The organism is Escherichia sp. 94.0001 (assembly GCF_013369155.2).
GTDB lineage: Bacteria > Pseudomonadota > Gammaproteobacteria > Enterobacterales > Enterobacteriaceae > Escherichia > Escherichia coli_F.
In genome coordinates, this window is the sequence record NZ_JABWMS020000294.1 from 1 (window position 1) to 291 (window position 291).

1 tRNA gene and 1 rRNA gene are annotated in these 291 nt (G+C 55.3%); both read right to left on the reverse strand.

Annotated features, from left to right (window positions below):
• Nucleotides 1–114: ribosomal RNA gene (rrf, locus tag HEN33_RS25795) — 5S ribosomal RNA — on the reverse strand; the annotation flags it as partial.
• Between the two features lie 39 nt (nt 115–153).
• Nucleotides 154–229, reverse strand: a tRNA-Thr gene (locus HEN33_RS25800).
• Nucleotides 230–291 lie beyond the last annotated feature (62 nt).

Consider the following 291-nt stretch of genomic DNA (forward strand, 5'->3'; position numbering starts at 1 on the left):
CTGGCAGTTCCCTACTCTCGCATGGGGAGACCCCACACTACCATCGGCGCTACGGCGTTTCACTTCTGAGTTCGGCATGGGGTCAGGTGGGACCACCGCGCTACTGCCGCCAGACAAATTCTTTTCTAATCTGCCGAACTTTAACCTAAAAAGTGGTGCTGATACCCAGAGTCGAACTGGGGACCTCACCCTTACCAAGGGTGCGCTCTACCAACTGAGCCATATCAGCACGCTTAATTTGATGCCTGGCAGTTCCCTACTCTCGCATGGGGAGACCCCACACTACCATCG